Source organism: Pseudomonas sp. SDO5215_S409 (assembly GCF_054071325.1).
In genome coordinates, this window is record NZ_JBSVWN010000001.1 from 53,796 (window position 1) to 73,457 (window position 19,662).

Sequence of the window (19,662 nt, forward strand, 5' to 3'; positions counted from 1 at the left end):
ACCGTTTTCTCCCAGTATTTGAAATGGATCGCTAACCATGAACAACATCGAAGACATCTACTCCCTTTCGCCGACCCAGCACGGCTTGTTGTTCCACAGTGTGGTCGAGCCCGATTCCCGGGTGTATTACCAGCAACTGAGCCTGGAAATGAACGGCCCGTTGCAGCTGGAGGCGTTTCGCGGCGCCTGGCAAGCCCTGATGCAACGCCACGCGGTGCTGCGCAGCGCGTTTTTGTGGGAGGACCTGGACGACGCCTACCAAGTGGTGCAGACCGACCTCGACCTGCCGCTGGCCGAGCTGGACTGGCAAGGCCGCACCGACACCAAGGCCGCGTTGCAACAGCTGGCGCTGGAGCAGCGTGCACAGCCGCTGGAATTGAATGACGCACCGCTGATGCGCCTGACCCTGGTACGTCTGGAACCCCAGCGCTGGCACCTGATCTGGACCTTCCACCACATCATCATGGACGGCTGGAGCGTGGGCATCGCGATCCAGGAATGGCTGGCGCTGTACTACGAGCACGCCCACAATCGCCCTGCCCAACTGCCGCCCACGCGGGCCTACCGCGATTACATCGCCTGGCTTGCCGAGCAGGACATGGCCGCCACCGAGGGTTTCTGGCGCGAACAGCTGCAAGACGTCAGCGAGCCCACGCCGCTGCCCGACTTCGGGCCGCGTATCACGCCTGCGGCCGACGCGCCGTGCGCCGAACGGGAAAACCGCCTGAGCGCAGACGAAACCGAGCACTTGGCGCAATTCGCGCGCCGCCATCACCTGACCCTCAACACCCTGATCCAGGGCGCCTGGGCCGTGCTGCTGGGCGCACATGCCGGGCGTGACGAGGTGATTTACGGCGTGACCGTGGCCGGTCGCCCGGAAAACCTTGCGGCGGTGGACAGCACCGTGGGCCTGTTCATCAACACCCTGCCGCTGCGCGTGCAATGGGCCGAGGGCCCGGCGCTGGTGGACTGGCTGCAACAGTTGCAGCAAGCCAACAGCGACCTGCGCCACCATGCCTACCTGCCGTTGGGCAAACTCAAGGCCATGACCCGGATCGCCGCCGAGCAAGCGCTGTTCGACTCGATCCTGGTGTTTGAAAACTTCCCGGTCACCGACGCGCTCAACCAGGACGCAGGCGGCCTGAGCTTTGCCGATCCGAACCGCGAGCAGGCCGTTGACGGCCTCACCCTCACCCAGGGGCGCAACCATTTCCCGCTGTCACTGATCGTGATACCGGGCGAGCAATTGCATTACCTGTTCAGCTACAACCGCAGCCGCTTCAGCGATGCACAGATCGCCGTGCTGTCGACCCAGTTGCGCGCAGTGCTCTTGGCCATGGCTGCGCAGCCGCACTGCCGGGTGGCTGAACTGGACTGGTTGAGCGTTGAAGAACGCCAGCAATTGCAAAGCATGGGCCGTGGCCCGCAGTTGGCCGTGCCCCCGGTGTGCCTGCACCAATGGGTGGAACAACAGGCGGCGACGGCGCCCGCGCACCCTGCCCTGCGCGACCGCCAGGGTGAACTGAGCTACCGCGAGCTGGACCAACGCGCCAACCGCCTGAGCCAGCACCTGCACGCCCAAGGCATAGGCCCAGGCGGCGTGGTAGCCCTGGCGCTGGAGCGCGGCGCGGACTTTGTGATCGCCCTGCTCGCCACGCTCAAGGCGGGCGCGGCCTACTTGCCACTGGACCTCAAGCAACCGCCCGGGCGCCTGGCCGATGTGCTGGTGGACAGCCGCGCCGCCCTGCTGATCGGCGCAGCGCCGTCACCCTTGCTCGGCAGCCTGGCCGCGCACACGCCGCTGCTGTGCCTTGCCGAACAGGCCAGCGCGATTGCCGCGCAGCCAGACACCCCGCCCGTGGTCGCCCATCAACCGGACGCGGCCGCCTACGTGATCTACACCTCGGGCTCCACCGGCACACCCAAAGGGGTGGTGGTGTCACACCGGGCCATCGTCGATTACCTGACGGCCGTGCACGCGGTGCTCAAGCCGCCTGCCGCGGCCCGTTACGGCTTGCTGTCCAGCGTGGCCGCAGACCTGGGCCACACCCAACTGTTCGGCGCCCTGTGCAGCGGCGGCAGCCTGTTGCTGGTGGATGACGACAGCGGTTTCAGCCCGCTGGCCTTGGCCGAGCTGTTCAGCCAATACCCGGTGGACGTACTGAAAATCACCCCCAGTCACCTGAGCGGTTTGTTGCAGGCACTGCCAGATGCGCGGCTGCTGCCCACGTCTCTGTTGGTGTTTGGCGGCGATGCCTTGAGCCCGGCGCTGCTGGCACAGGTCAACGACCTGGCGCCGAGCTTGCGGGTGTTCAACCACTACGGCCCCAGCGAAGCCACGGTGGGCGCGATTGCCACCGAGCTTGCACCGGGCCAGCGCAGCATCGCGTTGGGCCGTCCGCTGCCCAATCGGCAACTGCGCGTGGTGGACACCCACGGGCGCGAGGTGGCCACCGGTGTCAGCGGCGAACTGTTGATCAGCGGCGCGCTCGCCACCGGCTATCTGCACCGTGACGACCTGACGGCCGAGCGTTTTCATACCGACGAGCAACAGCAGCGCTGGTATCGCACCGGCGACCGCGTGCGTTGGTGGGTGGACGGGCAATTGGCCTTTTTGGGCCGGGTCGACAGCCAGGTGAAAATCCGCAGCAACCGCCTGGAATTGGGCGAAGTCGAAGCGCAGCTCAAACGCCTGTCGCCGCTGATCGAGCAGGCCGTGGTGCGCGCCGTGGAGCTGGACGGCAGCCTGCGCCTGGTGGCGTACCTGGTGGCCAGCCAGTCGTTGTCGCCGGTCAAGTTGCGCAATGACTTGAGCACCCGGGTCCCGGACTACATGGTGCCGACGCATTTCATCAGCCTGGACGAGCTGCCCCTGAACCGTAACGGCAAGGTCGATGCACAGCGCCTGCCGCTCCCCCACACCCGCGTTGACGACAGCGCCACCCACGTCGCCCCGCGCAATGAAGTGGAGACGCTGCTGGCGAGCATCTGGCAGGAGGTGCTCAAGCGCGACCAGGTGGGTGTGCACGACAACTTCTTCGCCATCGGCGGCGACTCGATCCTCAACCTGCAAATCATCGCCCGCGCCAACCAGCAAGGGCTCAAGCTCACCCCGCGTCAATTGTTCGAAAACCGCACCATCGCCGACATCGCCCGGGTGCTGGGGGCCGACGCCAGCCAGGCGGTGGCCGAACAACTCGCCGACGGCTACGCACTGCCCCTGGGCGCCGGGCAACTGGCACGCCTGCAACAAGGCCCGTTGCAGGCCACCTGGCGTTGCGTGGTGCTTGCGCAGCCGATCAGCCACGCACTGCTCGGCGAGGCGCTGGCCGCCTTGCAACAGCATCATCAAGCCCTGCGCCTGGCGCTGCATTGCCAGCCGGACGGCGAATGGCAGCAGCGCGTGTTGGTCGCGCCCAAAGCGGCAGCGATTGCGCACGGTGTGTACGCGCCGCAGCAGTTGCCGCAGTTGGCCCAGGCGGGTGTGGACGCGCTGGAATTGCACGCGGGCCAAACCCTGCATGCCAACCTGTTGAGCGGTGACGGCCAGCACTACCTGTTGCTCGCCGCGCACCCGCTGTGCCTGGATGAAGCCTCGTGGGAGCTGTTGCTCGGCGACCTCAACCTGGCGTTGGCCCAGGTGCTGTACCAGCGGCCGGTGCGCCTGGCGTACGCGGGCGGCAACTTCACCGCGTGGACCCGTCACCAACACGCGTACGCCCACAGCGACGCCCTGGATGACACCTGGGAACACTGGCTGCAATACGCCGGGGCCGACACCTTGCAACTGCCAGACAGCCCGCAACCCAGCCATGTGGTGGAGCAAGCCCTGAGCACAACGGTTTCGGCAGACCTCAAGCGGTTGGCCCAGGTGCTGCAGCTGGACTGGAACAGCCTGTTGGCCGCCGCCGTGATGGAGCTCGGCGACGACGGCCTGATGGCGCTCGACCTGCACGCGGCACGCCCGGCCGCCGAGCGGCTGGCGGTTAGCGCGCCGATTGTGCAGGCCGACCTGGAACCGCAACGCATCCTCGGTGCGCTGGACCTGGCGGTGCCGGTGTTCCTGCAACGCGAGGGCGACAGCCCGCTGCAACGCTTGCAGGCCGTGGCCGCGCAACTGCGTGCCTACCCGCAGCATGGCGCCGACTATGGCGCGCTGCGCTACGTGTCCGACAACACCTACCTGCTTGAACCGCTGCTTGAATTGCCCGCCGCGCCCGTCGCCATTCGCTGGCAGGGCGACCGCGACGGCCACCGGGAAGCCCGTGGCCTGCTGGGCCAGGTGATGGCGGCCAGCACGTCCGCCGCTTCGCGCCATGCCTTGAGCCTGGACGCCCACTGGCAGGACGGACGCGTGCAGGTGCGCTGCGAAGGCCCGCTGGCCAGTGACTGGGCACCACGCCTGGTCGAACACCTCGCCACACTGGCCGGGCTGCTGGTCGAGCCTGGGTTGCGCCCGGCCAGCGAAGCGTTCCCGCTGTGCCACGCACAAGCGGCGACCCTGGCCGCCGAGCCGCTGGACTGGGCCAACCTGGAAGACGCCTACCCGCTGTCGTCCATGCAGCAAGGCATGCTGCTGCACACGTTGCTGCAACCTCACAGTGGCATCTACCTGATGCAGCAGCGCTACAGCTGGGACGGCGTGTTGCAACGCCCGGCCATGGAAGCGGCGTGGCAGGTGTTCCTGGACCGGCACCCGATGATGCGCACCGCGTTCTGGTGGCAAGAGGACCACGCGCCGCTGCAATGCGTGTACCGCCACACGCCCCCGGCGTTCGACTGGCAAGACCTGCGCCACCTGGACGACGCACAACAGCGCGAGGCCATGGACCAGGCGCTGGAAGCCCAGCGTGTGCAGGGCTTTGACATGAGCAGCGCCCCCCTGACCCACCTGCGGGTGTTCCAGCTCGGTGAGCGGCGTTTTGCCGTGGTGCGCAGCTTTCACCACATCCTCACCGATGCCTGGTGCTTCGGCCTGCTGATGGAAGACCTGCTGGCGATCTACCAGGCCACCGTGCGCCAGGAGCCGGTGGCGCGTGCGCGCATGCGCTCGTTCCGTGGCTACATGAGCTGGCTGGAACGCCAGGACATGGCCGCCGCACAAACCTTCTGGCAGGCTGAACTGGCCGGGTTCAGCGAGCCGACGCCACTGCAAGTGGACAGCCCCCTGGCGCGCCCGGAACAGGCGCCGGAACAGGTCGGCGATTTCGACCAGACCCTGAGCATCAGCCAGACCCAGCGTTTGCAGCAGCTGTGCCAGCACTATCAGCTGACCCCCAACACCTGGATTCAGGGGGCCTGGGCCTTGTTGTTGTCACGCTACAGCGGCCAGCGCGACGTGCTGTTTGGCGTGACCGTGGCAGGCCGCCCCACCGACCTTGCCGGTGTGGAGGAAATGGTCGGGCTGTTCATCAACAGCCTGCCGCTGCGCATCGACGTGGACCCTGGCGCCCGCGTGTGCGACTGGTTGCAGGCGCTGCTGTCGCACAATGCACGCTTGCGCGAGCACGAAAGCGCATCACTGGTGGACATCCAGCGAGCAAGCAAGGTGCCGCGTGGCCAGCAACTGTTTGACAGCCTGGTGGTGTTTGAAAACGCCCCGCTGGACATCAGCAGCGTGCAACTGGATGCCTTCAGCATCGACATTTATGAAGACCGCGTGCACACCAACTTCCCGATGACGGTGGTGTTGTACCCCGGCGACCGCCTGGGCATTCGCCTGTCCTACGACAGTCAGCGGTTTGCCACCGACACCGTGCACCGCATGCTCGGGCACCTGGTGCAGTTGCTCAGCAGCATGCTGGATGCGCCGGAGTCCACACTGGGTGGGTTGGCCATGTTGCCCGAGGCTGAGCGTCGGCAATTGCAGGAAGACTGGAACCGCAGCGCAGTGACGTTCCCGCTGGAGCAAGGCTACGCCGCGCTGTTCGCCGAACAGGTGCGCCAACGGCCGCAGCAGATCGCCGCGGTTGACCAGAACGATACGCTGACCTACGCCGAGCTGGACCGCCGCGCCAACGCGGTGGCCCATGCCCTGCAAGCGGCGGGCGCAGGCCCTGAAACCCTGGTGGCGCTGTTTGCCGAGCGCGGTCTGGACTTGCTGACCTCGATGATCGGCACGCTCAAGGCCGGCGCCGCCTTCCAGGCACTGGACATCCAGCAGCCCGCCACGCGCCTGGCAGAACTGCTGGACCTGGGGCAGGCGCCGTTACTGTTGGTGTGTGAACAGGCCACCGCCGCGCTGGACGCGGTACTGCCCCAATTGGCCCAGCAGCCCACCTGCCTGATCGCACAAACCCTGTGGCAAGGCGAGGCCCGGCCAGCGGTCGAGTACGTGCACACCCCCGACCAACTGGCCTACGTGATTTTCACCTCCGGCTCCACCGGCACTCCCAAAGGTGTGATGGTGGAACAGCGCGGCATGCTCAACAACATCTTCGGCAAGGTTCCCGCGCTGGGCCTTGGCGAACACGATCACATCGCGCAGACCGCCTCGCCCGCCTTCGACATTTGCGTGTGGCAGTTCCTCGCGGCGCCGCTGGTGGGCGCCACCGTGCATATCCTGCCGGACGCCCAGGCCCACGACCCGCAGGCCCTGCTCGACGCCGTGCAGGCGCAGCAACTGACCTTGCTCGAAACCGTCCCGGCATTGATGCGTGGCATGCTGCAGGAGAGCCGTGCGCACCACGACCTGGCCAGCCTGCGCTGGTTATTGCCGACCGGCGAAGCGCTGCCGCCCGCCCTGGCCCAGGACTGGTTCGCACGCTTCCCGGCGGTTGCATTGATGAACGCCTACGGCCCGGCCGAATGTTCGGACGACGTGGCCTTTTACCCCATGACCGAGGCGCCAGGCGATGACTGCCTGCACATGCCCATCGGCAGGCCCACGGCCAATAACCAGGTATTCGTGATGGACGCCGAGCTGCGCAGCGTGCCCATTGGCGTGCCGGGTGAGCTGTGCATCGGCGGCGTCGGTGTAGGCCGAGGCTACCTGCGCGATCCCGAGCGCACCCGCGCAGCGTTTGTGGAGCACCCGTTGCAACCGGGCGCGCGCCTGTACCGCAGCGGCGATATCGGCCGCCTGCGCGCCGACGGGGTAATCGAATACCTGGGGCGGCGCGACCAGCAAGTGAAGATCCGTGGCCACCGCATCGAACTGGGCGAAATCGAAAACCGCCTGATGCAACACCCGGCGGTGGACAGCGCGGCGGTACTGGCGCTGCCCGATGCCCGGGGGGCGTTGCAATTGGTGGCCTGGTACGTACTCGACAGCGCAGCCGAGCTGGGCGGGCACACCGCGCAGCAGGTGCTGAGCGCGCACCTGGCCGGGCAGTTGGCGGCTTACATGGTGCCGGCGCGCTGGCTGGGCCTGGCGCAATTGCCGCTCAACCCCAACGGCAAAGTCGACCGCCGGGCCCTCGCCGCGCTGGACGTGCCGCAGGCCGAGCACGCCCTAGGCGTGGCGGTGGCGCCGCGTACCCCAACGGAAACCGTATTGGCCGAGCTGTGGCAAGAGATCCTCGGCGTGGGCCAGGTGGGTGTGCACGATGACTTTTTTGCCATCGGCGGCCACTCACTGTTGGCCACCCAGATGCTGTCGCGCATCCGTCGACGGCTGAACGTCAACCTGCCGCTGCGCACCTTGTTTGAAGGCGGCACCCTGGAGCAATTGGCCCAGAAGGTTGACCAGCAGGCGCAGGAACACGACAGCCACGACATCGTGCCGGTGCCGCGCAACCAGGCGCTGGCGCTGTCTTACAGCCAGCAACGGCTGTGGTTCCTCGACCGTTTCGAGGGCCCGAGCGCGGCCTACAACATGTCCAGCGTGGTGCGCCTGCGCGGTGCGTTGGATATCAGCGCGTTGCAAAATGCCTTGCAGCGCGTGCTGGAGCGCCACGAATCGCTGCGCACCGCGTTTGTGCTCAAGGGCGAGCAACCGTGCCAGGTCATCAGTGACGCCCCGGTGCTCGACCTCACGCCTACGGCCATCGAAGCGCAGGCCTTGCAAAACCACATCGACGCAAACGCCGCGCAGCCGTTCGACCTGCAACAGTCGCCAATGCTGCGCGCCCACCTGCTGCGCCTGGGCGCTGATGAGCATGTGCTGCAACTGGTGTTGCATCACATCGCGACCGATGCCTGGTCCATGGGCGTGCTGATGCAAGAGTTGATCACCGGGTATCAGGCGTATGCGAGCGGCACGCAGCCGGCCTATTCGCCATTGCCGATCCAATACGCTGATTACGCCCACTGGCAACGCAGCGAACCGCAACAACGCCTGTTGGCCCGGGCGATCGACTATTGGCGCCGCCAGCTTGAGGGCGCACCGACGTTGATCCCGTTGCCACTGGACGCGCCGCGCCCTGCCCAGCCGGATTACCAGGGCGCAGCCCTGACGCAACACGTCACGCCCGCCCAGACCCGCGTGCTCAAGGCTTATGCCCAAGCGCACCGGGCGACGCTGTTCATGGTACTGCTCAACGCGTTCAACAGCCTGCTGCAACGGGCGATGGGGGCCAACGACTTTATCGTCGGCACTGACCTTGCCAACCGTGAGCACCCAGCGCTGGAAAACCTGATCGGGTTCTTTGTGAACGTGCTGCCAATTCGCGCCCGTCTGCACGACAGCGACAGCTTCGACAGCCGCCTGCAACGGCTGCGCGACGACTGCCTGGCCGCGTTCCAGCACCAGCAGGTGCCGTTCGACAAACTGGTGGAAGCCCTGCAACCGCCGCGTACACCGGGGGTCAACCCGCTGGTGCAGGTGTTGTTTGTGATGCAGAACACTCCCGAGGGCACTGCCAGCCTGAGCGACCTTGAGGTGGAGCACCTGGAGCTGCGCCAGGAAACCAGCAAGTTCGACCTGGCGGTGTTTGTCGAGGAGAGTGAACAGGGCCTGAACGTGCGCTGGGTGTACCGCACCAGCGTGTTGCAGGCGCAGACCGTTGCCCACCTGGAGCAAGGTTTCCAGCAATTGCTGGAACGCCTGAGCATTGAAGACTGGGCCTGGCGCCCGGCGGGCGAGCCCGCACCGGTGCCGGTTGCCGCCGACGACGCGCAAGCGCGCAGCGCCCGCAAGCTGTCGAAGATGAGCAAGCTCAAGCAGACCCGCGCCACCGGCGTGAGCCAGCTGGCCCACGAACAGGTGCGCGTGCGCACCTTGAACGACGGGCAACCCTTGCCGCTGGTGATCGAGCCGCTGCTGGCCGACCTGGACCCGGTGCACTGGGCCGTGCAGGCGCGCGACTGGATCAACGCGCAGTTGCGCAGCCATGGCGGCTTGCTCTTCCGCGGCTTCCACCTGCCGGACGCCGCCGCTTTCGAGCAGTTCGCCCAGGCCATCGAGCCGGACCTGTACGGCACCTATGGCGACCTGCCGAAAAACACCTCGGGCAAGAACATCTACCACTCCACACCGTACCCGGAACAGCACATGATCCTGTTCCACAACGAGAGCTCGCACCTGGCGCAGTGGCCACGCAAGCAATGGTTCTTCTGCGAGATCCCGGCGCCGCGCGGCGGGTGCACGCCGATTGTCGATTGCCGCCAGGTGCTGGCGCAGTTGCCGCCAGCGATTGTCGAGCGCTTCAAGGCGCAGGGTTTGCTGTATGTGCGCCATTTCACCGACAAGCTGGACGTGCGCTGGCAGGACTTTTTCAAGACCGAAATGCGTGAAGAAGTCGAACGCCAGTGCCGGCAATCGGGCATGCGCTGGGAATGGCTGGGGCCCGACAACCTGCGCATTGCCCAGCATTGCCCGGCGATTGTCGCGCACCCGGACACCGGTCAAGCGTCGTTCTTCAACCAGGTGCAACTGCACCACAGCGCCTGCCTGGAGCCCGAAGTGCGCAGCAACCTGATCAACCTGTTCGGCCCGGGCAACTTGCCGCGCAACGTCTATTACGGCGACGGCAGTGTGATCGAAGATGCGGTGATGGACGTGATCGGCGCCGCCTACGAGGCCTGTGCCGTGCGGTTTACCTGGCAAAAAGGCGACATGGTGATGCTCGACAATATGCTGGTGGCCCACGCCCGTGACCCGTTTGAAGGCGAGCGCAAGATTTGCGTCGCCATGGGCCAGATGATGAACCGTGAAGCATTGAACCGCGCCGAGGAGCAGGCATGAGCATGTACGAGGAACGCGAAGAAGCCTTTGCCCTTTCGCCTCAACAACGCAGCCAGTGGTTGGCGGGCGCACCGGCGGCCCGCCTGGTGCTGGACGTGCGCGGCGCGCCTGCATTGGCGCAGTTGCAGGCGCGGCTGACGGCCTTGGCCGCGTGTCACGACGCACTGCGTTTGCAAACCCGGCCTGCGCCGGGGTTGCAGGTGCCGTTGCAAGGGCTGGCCGCCGCTTGCGTGGTGCTGGTCGACGTGCAGGCGCAGGCCGACGATGTGCAGCGCGTCACACTGCACCTGCCCGCCCTGACGGCTGACCACGGCACCTTGTCACGCCTGGCCCGGGCGCTGGGTTCGGCGCAAACGCCGGTGCCCGACGACGAGGCCATGACCTACACCCAATACAGTGCGTGGCTGCACGATTTGCAAACCGATGAGGATGCCGAACACGGGCGCACGTTCTGGCGCGAGCAGGCACTGGGCACACAGGCAAGCCAAGCAGTGCTGTACCGGCGAGCCCGCAGCGATGTGCCCGCCACGCTGTTGACCACCGAGGCCACCGTCAACCCCGCGTTGAAGGCGGCCTTGCAGGCACAGGCCGAACCCGTCGAACACCTGCTGATGGCGGCCTGGGGCGTGCTGTTGCAACGCTTGAGCGCCGGTGACCAACCGGCACTCACCCTCAACTGGGTGCACGACTGCCGCGACGACTATGAAGAACTGGCCGACTGCTGGGGGCTGTTCGCCAAGGCCCTGCCCCTGCCCTGGCAACCGGCGGCGGAGCAACCCTTTGGCCACGCCCTGGCCGCCCTGCGCACGCTGCGCGAGCACGCCGTCGAATGGCAGGAATACTCGCCAGCCACAGACCCCGTCGCGTTTGGCTTCCAATGGGTGGCGCCCGTCGAGACGTCGCTCAAGGTCGTGGCGCTGGACGCGGTGCCGCTGGGCATGGAACTGCTGCTGGTGGCCAATGCACAAGGCCAACTACGCCTGCACCACCGCGCTGACCGCTACAGCGTGGCGGCCGCGCAGACCTTGCTGGAGCAGTTGCAATCGCTGCTGCTGGACGCGCTCAACCACCCCGGCAAACCCTTGGCCGAACTGTCGGTGCACGCGCCGGGGTTTGCGGCCGCCTTGGCCGCTCGCCAGGGTGCCACGCAGGCCACCGCGTTTGTCAGTGTGCCGCAGGCGTTCGCTGAAACAGCTACGCGCTTTGCCGACCACCTGGCGCTGCGCGACGCAGGCGAGCACCTGAGCTACAGCGAACTGCACACGCGCAGCAACCAGTTGGCGCATTACCTGCGCGCCCAAGGCATTGGCCGCGAAGACCGCGTGGCGTTGTACCTGGACCGCTCGGCGCAGATGGTGCTGGCGATGTTTGCCGTGCTCAAGAGCGGCGCGGCGTTTGTGCCGTTGGACGTGCACCAGCCCGCGCAACGAACCCTGACGATCCTGCAACAGGCGCAGCCGCGCTTTGTGCTCAGTGGCGCGGCGGGCCCGGCCCCGGCGCAAGCGGGCATGGGCAGCCTGGACCTGCGTGACAGCGCCGTGTGGCAACAAGCACCGATGAGCGATGTGGCGCCCGCGATTGCGCCGGAAGACGCGGCCTACGTGCTGTTCACCTCCGGCAGCACTGGCGTGCCCAAGGGCGTTATCGTCGAGCATGCGCAACTGTCCAGTTACGTGGCCAGCGTGTCCTCGCGCCTGCACCTGAAGCCGGGCGAGCGCAGCGCGGTGGTGACCTCGTTGGCCGCCGACCTGGGTTACACCCTGCTGTTCCCGGCGTTGCTCAGCGGCGGTGAACTGCACCTGCTGGACAAGACCACCGCGATGGACGCCCGCGCCTGGGCCGCCTGGCAGGCGCTCTACCCCATCGACCATTTGAAGGTCGTGCCGTCCCTGCTTGATGCCTGGCTGCTGCACGCGCAGAGCGCCGAGGTATTGCCGCATAAACAGCTGATCCTGGGCGGCGAGACGTGTTCACGGCGCCTGTTGCAACAGGTGCAGCGACTCGCCCCCGCGCTGAGCGTGTTCAACCACTACGGCCCCACCGAAACCACGGTGGGCGTGGTGATGCACAAGGTCGACCCGGCCTGCGACTACGCGCGCCTGCCGCTGGATGACCGGCTGGACGGGATGCGCCTGTATGTGCTCGACGCGCAGCAGCAACAGGTGGCGCCCGGGCAGTCTGGTGAGCTGTATATCGCTGGCCCGCAGCTGGCCCGCGGTTATTTGGACGCACAGCAGAACGCCGGGCGCTTTATCGAGCGTGACGGTGAACGCCTGTACCGCACCGGGGACACGGCGCGTTATCACCACGACGCGAGCGTCGAGATCAGCGGCCGCGCCGACCGCCAGGTCAAGGTGCGCGGGTTTCGCGTGGAGCTTGACGAGATCCAGGCACAACTCGCCGGTTTGCCGGGCGTGGCCCAAGCCGCAGTGGAAGGCATCGCCAAGGGCGAACTGGGCTTGCAACTGTTCGCGTTCCTGACCTTGCTGCCCGGGCACTCGGTGACCGTGGCGCAGTTGCACGGCCAGACGCAGGACCGCCTGCCCGACTACATGCTGCCGAGCCTGCGCATCGTCGAAGCCTTGCCGTTGATGGGCAACGGCAAACTTGACCGCAAGACCCTGCAGCAGTGGGCCGACAAAGTCCTGGACAACGTCGGCGGCGCGTTGCCGCGCACCCCACTGGAGGCGCTCTTGGCCGAGGTGTGGGCACAGGTGCTGGGCCTGGAACGGGTGGGCATCGACGACGATTTTTTTGCATTGGGCGGGCATTCGCTGGCCGCTGTCAGCCTGGCCAGCCGCTTGCAGACGGTGTTGTCGGCACCGGTGACGGTCAATGCGGTGTTCAACGCACCGACGGTCTCAGCCTTTGCGACGCTGGTGCAGGCGCAGTTCGAGCTATCGCCACTGGTGCGCTTGTCGCCTGCCGACGCGCACGCCACGGGCGCCAACCTGTTCTGTTTCCACCCGTCCACCGGCCATGTGCAGGATTATCGGGCGCTGTTGCCTCATCTGCCGCACTGGCAGCTATGGGGCTTGCAGGCCACATACCTGGGCACCGACAGCGCCGCCCCGGGCGACGCCGACATGGAGCGCCTTGCGGCAGTGTATGTCGAGCACCTGCGCCGTCAGCAGCCCCATGGGCCGTATCACTTGCTAGGCTTTTCCCTGGGCGGGCTGCTGGCCGTCACCGCCGCGGCGCAGTTGGAGCGCTGCGGCGAGCAGGTGGCCTTTTTGGGGATTGTCGATTCGCAGTACCAGCACACGGCGGCGCAAGACAGCGTCGAAGCGTTGCTGGCCTCGGCGGTGCCCGCGTTGACAACGGCCAGCCAGGCCGTGCTGCACCAGTTGCCCGCGCCGGTGTTGGCCGAATTGACGGCACGGCTCGACGCCCTGCCCCCCGCGCAGCGCCTGCCGGAACTGGCACAGTGGGCCCGCCAGCAAGGCCTGCAACTGAACGGCGACAGTTGGGAGCATCTGCACACCCGCCTGGGTTATCAGCAACTGACGCAACAGTTGCTGGCCTCCTTCCAGCTGCCGCAGCTAAGCTGCGCGGTGCAGGTGTGGTGGGCCAGTGACACCTTGCAGGAAGCGGGGTTCGTCGACCCGCAATGGCAGCGTCTGAGCCGAGGGCCCTGGGCGAGCAGCACCGTGGAGGCGCAGCACTTGAATATCCTTGCGCACCCCACGGTGCATCAACAATTGGTCGCCCGCCTTGCGGCCGTGACGACAGATGGAGCGGTTTGAATGGATTTGCTGATACTCATGGCCAAGCGCTCGTGGCGCGCCCTGTTGGTGGCGACGGTCACGGGCCTGGCCTGTGGCCTTGCGGCGGCAGGCTTGATCGCCATGATCAACCACAGCCTGTCGGTGTTTGACCAGTTACGCCCGGTGGACGGCCTGTATTTTGCGGGCCTGGTTTTGCTGGTGGCAGTGTCGCGGGTGGTGTCCGACATCAGCCTGTTGCGCCTGGGCCAGGCGGCCGTCAACGATATGCGCCTGCACCTGAGCGCCAAACTGGTGGACACGCCCTATGCGCAATTGCAGCGCCTGGGCAAACACCGCCTGCTGGCGATGCTCACCGACGACACGCAAACCATCAGCCAGGCCGTGGAGTTGGTGCCGATCATGCTGGTCAACGGCGGGATCATCGTGGCGTGCCTGGGCTATTTGGGGTGGCTGAGCCTGCCGTTGCTGGGGGTAACGGTGGCCTTGATTCTGCTGGGCAGCCTGAGTTTCAACTGGCCGCAACGCCGGGCGCTCACGTCGATCTCGCGGGCGCGGGAGCTTAAGGATCAACTGTTCGATCACTACCGCCTGCTCACCGATGGCAGCAAGGAACTGCAACTCAACCACCCGCGTCGCCAGCACTTTTTTACGCGCCTGCTGCTGCCGGTCAGCCAGCAATACCGCCGGGATTTCGTGCGGGGCATGAGCATTTATGCGGTGGTGCTCAACTGGGGCAATGCGGTGTTCTACCTGCTGATCGGCGTGGTGCTGTTTGCCGCGCCGCACTTTATCGAGCTGAGCGCGAGCCTGGTCACCGGCTATATCCTGGCGATCCTGTACATGATCACGCCGCTGTCGGAGCTGATGCACGCCCTGCCCACCCTGGGCCGTGCCAGCGTCGCGCTGAACAAGATCCACGCGCTGGAAGGCGAAATGCAGGGCGCCAGCGAGACGCTTGAAACGTTCGCCCCGACGCAGGTGCGCAGCCTGGCCTGCCGGCAGGTCACGCACACCTATTACCGCGAACGCGAAGACGGGCATTTCACGCTCGGGCCCATCGACGTCACGCTCAACGCCGGTGAGGTGGTGTTCATCACCGGCGGCAATGGCAGCGGCAAGACCACCCTGGCGCTGTTGCTGACAGGGCTGTATCGCCCGGAAAGCGGCGAGGTGATGCTGGACGAACAGGTGTCTTCCAGCACGGACAACCACCATTACCGGCAGCATTTTTCGGCGATTTTTACTGACTTCTGCCTGTTCGAGAACCTGTTCGACGGCGACGACCCGCAGTTGGTGCAACAGGCCCAGGATTACCTGGTGCACCTGCAACTGGACCATAAGGTGCAAATCGAGCACGGCCGGTTGACCACGCTTGCGCTGTCGACCGGGCAACGCAAGCGCCTGGCGCTGCTCAGTGCGTACCTGGATGACCGCCCCTGCTACCTGTTTGACGAGTGGGCGGCCGATCAGGACCCGGTGTTCAAGCACTTTTTCTACACGCGCATCCTCGCGGACCTGCGGGCACGCGGCAAACTGGTGATTGTGATTTCCCACGATGACGGGTATTTCGCCCTGGCCGATCGCTTGATACGCATCGAACACGGGCGATTGAGTGAGGTTAGCGCGTAGAACCTCTGACGCAGCGCGCCCTTAGTCGTACAGCGAATGCAGGTAGCTCACCTGCTCGGCCACCGGCAGGCGATGCAGTTTGGGGCAGGACTCGCACAGCACCAACGGCTCGCCCGGCACCAACGGGTGCAACTGGTAATGCAGGCAGCAATGCCTGCGCAGCGCCAGCGTTGGGCAGATGTCTGGCGCAGGGGACGGGACCTGGCGCTGCAAGCCACGCAACGTCAAACGCCCGTGGTTGACGGTAACCGGGGCGAGCCACTGATGGGCCTCGGCAAACCCGTCGCGGGACAGGCCGGGGTCGAGCCGCTCAAAGGCACCGTCCCAGATCGCGACAAAGTTGCCCCACAGCACTTTTGGCGCCAGGCCGCCTGCCGTCGCCAAGGTGGCGAACAAGGGCGCCAGGTGCTCATGCACCCAGCGCGACCAGTACGCGGCGCGCTCGGTGGCCTGGATGTGCGCCAAGGGGCTGGCGAAATTCAGCGCCATGGGCTGGCCGCCATCGAGCAGCAACACATCGGTGTCGCCCCAGAAATCGATGGCGCGATGCCGCGTCAGCACACACGCCAGGGTGGCGGGCACCACGATGCTCATGTAGTTCATCGACCATTGCGACACCACCGCCGGCCTGTTCACACCCGGGTATTGCAGGGCGAAGGTGTCGAGCAGCGGGTGCAACAAGGCGGGGTCGGCCACCTGGCTCAACCGGATGCAAGGCTGGCCCTTGGGCTCAGGCTGGATGACCCGTTGTAGGGGCGGCCAGGCCTGCGTCAGCCATTCTGGAAATTCGATAACGGGGCCCTCGTGGCTTTCGCTTATTAATGCAAGCGATTAGCATTGGCGGATCCTATCCTCCCTCCCCTGCAAACTCAACGTCATCAGCGAGCGGACCTCATCAACCCTCATGCATACACTTCGCAATTTCTGGCGCCTGGCACGGCCTTTCTGGACCTCCGAACAGAAGTACCCCGCCTTGCGGTTGCTGGTGGCTGCCGTGCTGATGAACCTGTGCCTGGTGGGGGTCAATATCCTCAACAACTTCTGGAACCTGCACTTTTATAATGCCTTGCAGGACAAGAACTACCCGGGGTTCCTGATCGGCAGTGCGCAGTTCATCCTGCTGCAAGCCGGCCTGGCGACCTTTACCGTGGGCGCCTTTCACTTCCAGCAAAAACTCACGCTGCTCTGGCGCCGCTGGGCCACGCGCAACACCCTCGATCAGTGGCTGGGCAGCCAGCGTTACCAAAAGCTCAAGCTGAACGAAACCGAGGTGGACAACCCCGACCAGCGGATCGCCGAAGACATCAACCTGTTCATCATCAAATCCCTCAAGTTGAGCCTGGGCCTGCTGACGGCGGTGGTGTCGCTGTTTTCCTTTTTGAACATCCTGTGGCACGCCTCGGGCCTGATCCGCTTGCCGCTTGGCGACGAGCCCCTGGTGGTCCCCGGGTTGTTGGTGTGGGTGGCGATCCTTTACGCAGTGCTGGGCACCGGCGTGGCGTTTTGGCTGGGGCGCGCGTTGCCGCACTTGAACTTCAGGCAACAGCGGCGCGAGGCTGACTTTCGTTTCTCGCTGATGCGCCTGCGAGAGAATGCCGACTCGGTGGCCCAGTACCGTGGCGAAGCGGTGGAAAACCTGCGGTTCAACCAGCGCCTGGAAGCTGCGCTGCAGAACTTCTGGGTGCTGGTGAAAAAGCAGAAGCTGATCATGGGCTACTCCACGTTTTACCTGCGCAGCGCCACGGTGATTCCGATGTTCATCATGGCGCCGCAGTTTTTCGCCGGAGCCTTTACCCTGGGACGCCTCACCCAGATCAGCTCCGCGTTTGGCGAGGTGCATGCGGCCATTGCGTACCTGGTGGAAGTGTTCCCGGAACTGGCCGAGTGGAAGTCGGTGATCGACCGGCTGAGCGGGTTCCAGCAGCGCCTGGATCAGGTGCGGACCTCGTCTGACGTGGTGCTGACGCAACAGGACGACGGTTTGCACGTCAGCCAGCTGGACATCTGGCTGCCGGATGGCCGGGGGTTGATCAACGGCTTCAACCTGGCCCTCAAACCCGGGGACAGCCTGTTGATCAGCGCGCCGTCGGGGTATGGCAAGTCCACGCTGATCCGTGCGCTGACGGGGGTCTGGCAACATGCGCGGGGCTCGGCCCGCTACGACCTGGCACGCTCATTGACGCTGGCACAGAAAACCTACCTGCCGCTGGGCAGTCTGCGCGAAGCCCTCTGGTTTCCCAATGTGCCCCGGCCACACGACGATGAGGCGGTGAAGCTCGCCATGGCGCAGGTGGGTCTTGAGCACTTGAACGAACACTTGGATGAGGAGCACGACTGGTCGCAGTGGCTGAGCGTGGGTGAGCAACAGCGTTGCGCCTTTGTGCGTGCGCTGCTGGCACGCCCGGCGGTATTGTTTCTTGACGAGAGCAGTTCGGCGCTGGACGCGCAGAACGAATCACGGTGCTACACCCTGCTCAAGCAGCACCTGCCCCACACCATTGTGATCAGCGTGGGCCACAACGCCTCGCTGAGGGCGCTCCATCAACAGGTGCTGGAGCTGTCCTAGCGCGGCTTTATCTGACCTTACTCCTTGACCTCCATGAACTTCTCGGCCCATTCCATATAGGTTTCGGGAAAGGTGTAGGTCTGGGTCAGTTCGCTGGCACTCAGGTTCGAGGTGCTGCGCGTGAGGTTGCGTTGTTCGCGCAGGCTGTCGTAGGTGGCCTTGATCGACGCAAAGTACGCCCCATGGCCCGCCACGACCACTCGCACACCCAGGCTGGCCAGGCGTTCGTTGTCGTTCAGGTTCGGGTTGGCGTACGTCACCAGCATCAGCGGCACGGTCAGGCCCTTGGCGATCTGCTCCAGGTGATCGAAGTCCTGGATGCCCACCATGCAAATACCGTCCGCCCCGGCGTCCTGATAGGCCTGGGTGCGATAGACCACGTCTTGCACCGGCAGCACCGCCGCGTTGGTGCGGGCGATGATCGCCAACTGCGAATCGACCCGAGCTTCCAGCGCCGCCTTGACCTTGCCCACGCCCTCTTCGGTGCTGATCAGGTCAGTGGATTTACGCCCGAATTGCGCAGGCAGCAACGTGTCTTCGATCGTCAGTGCCGACACACCCGCACGCTCCAGTTCCTGGACGGTGCGCATCACATTGAGGGCGTTGCCGTAGCCGTGGTCGGCGTCGGCAATGAACGGCAACTGCGTGACGCGGCCGATGCGGGTGGCCTGCTCGACGAACTCACTCAAGGTGATCAATGCAAAGTCAGGCGCGGCCAGCACCTGCAGCGAGGCCACGGAGCCGCCCAGGATGCCCACTTCAAACCCAAGGTCAGCGGCGATACGCGCCGACATGGGGTCGAAGACCGAAGCGGTGTGAAAACAGCTGTTGGATGCCAGCAAATCGCGAAACGCGCGGCGTAGATCGTGGTGTGACACTTTGGACATGTGCGCTCCTCACTGTCGCCGTAGGCACGGGAACGACCAGTGACAATTCAAGAATATGGCTAGCCTATCATGCAAAAAAAATAGATTGATGAAGGTTGCGAATCGGCCGTTGCAGGGCAGTCGAGCCGTTTTTGGCGGACTGAAACGCCCTGCTCTTTTTGGCGTCGGCGGCGATTATAACGTTCGCGGGTGGTAGATGTGCACCACAGGCGCAACGCTTTGGCGCTGCGCCTGTTATTTTCGCTGAGGTGTTTCAGTGGCTGGGCACCGAGGCGTGGTCCATCACGTATTGCCAGTGATCGTCAGCCCACACTGCCAGGTCCGAGAAGCGCCCGTCGATCTGCACCGGGCTCCCACCGTCGCGGGGTGTGAGGGTAAGGACGAACTGGCCCCACGAGCTGAGCAACGGCCCCTGGCGCACCCAGCCGGCATCGCGGATGTCCACCTGGGCGGTGTAGCGCGCAAACAGCGTGTCGTAGCCTGCCATGATGGCTTGAGCGCCCCGCGTGGCCGCAGTGTCGATGCCGTACACCACCGTGGCAGGCCCGTGCATGCGTGAAATCGCCTGGGCGTCGCCAGCTTGCAGCGCGGTGCGCCAGGCTTGCAAGGCGTCGCTGGGGCCGCTGTGCACGGTCACGCCTGCCTCACCGGCGAAGGCTGCCGTGCCCCACAGGGCGGCGACGGTCAGTGCCCAGCACCGGAGGTAACGATGAGTTGTTTTCATGG

General features: G+C 65.5%; 7 protein-coding genes. 4 read left to right on the forward strand and 3 right to left on the reverse strand.

Going from position 1 to position 19,662, the window contains the following annotated elements:
• The first annotated feature begins 37 nt into the window (after nt 1–37).
• The 3 genes from ACW9H9_RS00090 to ACW9H9_RS00100 are packed head-to-tail and all read left to right on the forward strand — an operon-like array spanning nt 38 to nt 15,483.
• Nucleotides 38–10,126, forward strand: coding sequence for an amino acid adenylation domain-containing protein (locus ACW9H9_RS00090; protein ID WP_457341077.1), 10,089 nt, complete (start codon nt 38–40; stop codon nt 10,124–10,126).
• Nucleotides 10,123–13,872, forward strand: coding sequence for a non-ribosomal peptide synthetase (locus ACW9H9_RS00095; RefSeq protein WP_457341076.1), 3,750 nt, complete (start codon nt 10,123–10,125; stop codon nt 13,870–13,872). The genes ACW9H9_RS00090 and ACW9H9_RS00095 overlap by 4 nt, the downstream gene beginning before the upstream one ends.
• Nucleotides 13,873–15,483 (forward strand): cyclic peptide export ABC transporter, encoded by a 1,611-nt coding sequence (locus ACW9H9_RS00100; RefSeq protein ID WP_457341075.1) that lies wholly within the window; start codon nt 13,873–13,875, stop codon nt 15,481–15,483.
• A 21-nt stretch (nt 15,484–15,504) separates the two neighbouring features.
• Here the strand turns inward: ACW9H9_RS00100 and fhuF are convergent, their stop codons facing one another.
• Complete coding sequence (gene fhuF / locus ACW9H9_RS00105; protein ID WP_457341074.1) at nt 15,505–16,188, reverse strand: siderophore-iron reductase FhuF; 684 nt, start codon at nt 16,186–16,188, stop codon at nt 15,505–15,507.
• 199 nt (nt 16,189–16,387) lie between these two features.
• Between fhuF and ACW9H9_RS00110 the strand changes: the two genes are divergently transcribed.
• Nucleotides 16,388–18,049 carry an ABC transporter ATP-binding protein/permease gene (locus tag ACW9H9_RS00110; RefSeq protein WP_457341073.1) on the forward strand — a complete coding sequence of 554 codons (1,662 nt, stop codon included), beginning with the start codon at nt 16,388–16,390 and terminating at the stop codon, nt 18,047–18,049.
• A gap of 17 nt (nt 18,050–18,066) precedes the next feature.
• Here the strand turns inward: ACW9H9_RS00110 and ACW9H9_RS00115 are convergent, their stop codons facing one another.
• Together ACW9H9_RS00115 and ACW9H9_RS00120 are read right to left on the reverse strand one after the other, a co-directional pair.
• On the reverse strand, nt 18,067–18,936 hold the full coding sequence (locus tag ACW9H9_RS00115) for an isocitrate lyase/PEP mutase family protein (RefSeq protein ID WP_457341072.1): 870 nt from the start codon (nt 18,934–18,936) through the stop codon (nt 18,067–18,069).
• A gap of 253 nt (nt 18,937–19,189) precedes the next feature.
• Entirely contained in the window at nt 19,190–19,660 is a 471-nt protein-coding gene (locus ACW9H9_RS00120) for a YybH family protein (RefSeq protein WP_457341071.1), read from the reverse strand.
• Between the last annotated feature and the right edge of the window lie 2 nt (nt 19,661–19,662).

Coding starts and splice junctions, on each gene's coding strand:
- ACW9H9_RS00090 (WP_457341077.1), top strand. CDS start 38: ATGAACAACATCGAAGACATCTACTCCCTTTCGCCGACCCAGCACGGC.
- ACW9H9_RS00100 (WP_457341075.1), top strand. CDS start 13,873: ATGGATTTGCTGATACTCATGGCCAAGCGCTCGTGGCGCGCCCTGTTG.
- ACW9H9_RS00120 (WP_457341071.1), bottom strand. CDS start 19,660: ATGAAAACAACTCATCGTTACCTCCGGTGCTGGGCACTGACCGTCGCC.
- ACW9H9_RS00095 (WP_457341076.1), top strand. CDS start 10,123: ATGAGCATGTACGAGGAACGCGAAGAAGCCTTTGCCCTTTCGCCTCAA.
- ACW9H9_RS00115 (WP_457341072.1), bottom strand. CDS start 18,936: ATGTCCAAAGTGTCACACCACGATCTACGCCGCGCGTTTCGCGATTTG.
- ACW9H9_RS00110 (WP_457341073.1), top strand. CDS start 16,388: ATGCATACACTTCGCAATTTCTGGCGCCTGGCACGGCCTTTCTGGACC.